Annotated in this window: 2 protein-coding genes and 2 pseudogenes; 3 read left to right on the top strand and 1 reads right to left on the bottom strand. The window is 57.6% G+C overall.

Annotated features, from left to right (window positions below; genetic code table 11):
• Positions 1-636 precede the first annotated feature (636 nt).
• From M3I53_RS37785 to M3I53_RS37775, 3 genes and pseudogenes are all read left to right on the top strand, one after another.
• A complete protein-coding gene (locus M3I53_RS37785; RefSeq protein ID WP_254320802.1) occupies positions 637-1185 on the top strand; it encodes a hypothetical protein in 549 nt (182 codons plus the stop codon).
• Positions 1182-1511, top strand: a complete 330-nt coding sequence (locus M3I53_RS37780) for a hypothetical protein (RefSeq protein ID WP_254320801.1) — start codon at positions 1182-1184, stop codon at positions 1509-1511. The genes M3I53_RS37785 and M3I53_RS37780 overlap by 4 nt, the downstream gene beginning before the upstream one ends.
• Before the next feature lie 401 nt (positions 1512-1912).
• A pseudogene (locus M3I53_RS37775) lies at positions 1913-2092 on the top strand (IS5/IS1182 family transposase); the annotation flags it as partial.
• A gap of 149 nt (positions 2093-2241) precedes the next feature.
• Here the strand turns inward: M3I53_RS37775 and M3I53_RS37770 are convergent.
• Positions 2242-2420: pseudogene (locus M3I53_RS37770) on the bottom strand (IS256 family transposase); the annotation flags it as partial.

Here is a 2420-nt window from a genome sequence, read left to right as displayed (position 1 = left end):
CGGCAATCGTGAGTTGTCGTTTGGCCGTATCAAAGTCGACACCTTGCACGTACCACGGTGCCTTGATTCCCAAGGCGGCTTCAAAGAGTTGATTCGTCACTCGCATCGTCCCGCATGTCTGATTGCAGCATTCTGCCGCAACCAGCCATGCGCCAGCTTGTCGATTCAAAGCCCCTCAAGGGTTCCCTGCGCCGGGCTCACGCCCGCCCTTGACCCGCCAAACCGCCCACTCGGATTTCAAAAGAGGCATATTTGTTAAGTAATTCTATTCGGTATATTCAAAAAAACTTGATGGCGCATAGTTTGCTTGTTGGCTACCGTTGGCTCTACTCGATGGCAATAACGGCGATCTACGCTTCGTAGTCGCAACGCGCGAGCTTTGCAAGGATTAGGCATGCCAAAATACAGGCTGACATTAGCTGTGCTCGCTTTTGCCAGCGAGCCGGCGGGCGCGCAGTACGATGGTACTTACTACACGTGGGGTCATCACGTCCGCATAACATGCGCGCCCAGTGAACCCAATCTGTTCTGGCGGCGCGTTGGCGGGCCATATTTTGACGGTGACTGTACCCAGACGCTCCCGGCCCGGCCGGCTACAGCGGCGTCGCTCGGCGCAGCCGGAGAAGGGGCAAACGAATGAAAAACGCCGTACTGGTCTCCGTATTGTGTGCAGCCGCGTTGCTCCAGAACGGTTGCGAAGATGACCGCGGGGTTGCGTCTGCTACTGCCGTCGCACTTTCCTCGTCGAGCAATCCAAACGAGCCGATTGCCGTTGGGGCAGCCGCTCACAAAACTAATGTGCCACTCGATCCGCCGGCCTCGCTGGTTCCACCATTCGACGAGAATCCTCCACCGGCAGAGTCGCACCCGCCATCCGCCGGTTGCAGGATTACGAGAGTCACGCCATGGTATGAGGAGCAACGGCTCTTCAGTGTGTTGCCGGGCAACTCAATGCCGTTCGCGGACCAGATTCTCGGCGCATCGGGCTTCGCTCACTTTGGTTCTGACTTCTCGAAGCAGCTCTGTGGGGCCGACGCAAAACGGTTCTCTGGGGGCGCGGAGCACGTTGTGAAGATCGCTGGCGAAGGATTATGGAAGGCTGCTGTCGATCGAGTGCAGGGGCGCTCTGTCAGTGGCGCCCAACCGCGCAGCGACGACCGCATGTTGTGCTGGGCGCGCTCATGACACAGATACTGCGCCAGTGGGCCGCGCAGGTAACGCTCAACCGCTTACAGCTCCAGTGCGTGCTGGAACGCGCATCGCGCGGACAATATGCCGTCCATTTCCAGCCGGGTAAGGGCGCTACGCGAATCATCATCAGCGGGTTCGATCCGTTCACACTCGGGACACCCGGTGCAAATAATCCGTCGACCAATATCCGGATCGGTAATCCATCGGGGGCAATTGCGCTCGCGCTCGCCAATCGTAGTATTGAGCTCGTGAATGGCTCCATCGCATCATTCGAAACCTACCTGCTACCGGTGGACTACGATTCGCTCGCAAGGGGATGAAGGAGCATACGATCGAACAATTCTTCATCGGTGACGCCCGAGTCGATGCGTCAATTACGATGAGACAGGGTGGCGAGCGCGGGTTTTGGATTGAGAACTGGCACGGCCGCTATCACGCGGCCGCATTCGCAGACTACGTCGGGACGACGATTGGAGACCCGTTCGGCGCTCCACTGTTGCCTGCAATGCCGTATGCGGACATGTATCCGCCAGAGGACGTGCTCGGCACGACCCTCAGCCTTGGCAACCCGACTGGGCCAGAGCAGTACACGATAACTAGTCGAACCTGAACAATTCGGAGAGCCTTGTGCGGCGGAGCTTTGAGGCCGAAATGGTGTTGTGAGATCTTCAGGAACCTGGCACATTAACGTGAGAATCCTGCATTTTTCGATGAGGTGAGGATGGGTCCGAAGACGCCCGTGACGGAGGGAGATTTCTTCCGCCAACCGCTGCGCGAACAGATCAACCTGAAGCATCCGTTGATACGTTTGGCCGACCTCATCAACTGGGAGCGACTTGGCGCATCAATGAGCGAAAGCTTTGTATCGCGCAAGGGTCGACCGGCGACGTCTCCCAGGCTGTTCGGCGTCACGGATTTTGGGATCATTGCCGCTTAACGGACCAAAGTGTCGTGTGAAATGCGTCCAGTGCTCGATATTGGGGGAGTGTCTGAATTTTTGTGTGCAAGGCAGATAAAAGCCTGCCGTCTGGCAGGCTCATCAATTGCATTCTACAAATGATTTCTGGTGAAGCGATCCTCGTAGAGGATCGCGAACTGGTTCATCGCGGCTTTCCAGTCATGCGCGGCACGGCTCCAGTCAGCCGTGATATTGCGCAAGGCCAGCCAGAGCAGTTTGGTCGCGGCCTCGTCCGTCGGGAAGTGCCCACGCGTCTTGACGATCTTGCGTA

Source organism: Paraburkholderia sp. CNPSo 3272 (genome assembly GCF_024206495.1).
Lineage (GTDB): Bacteria > Pseudomonadota > Gammaproteobacteria > Burkholderiales > Burkholderiaceae > Paraburkholderia.
This window is presented reverse-complemented; position numbering and strand designations above follow the sequence as displayed.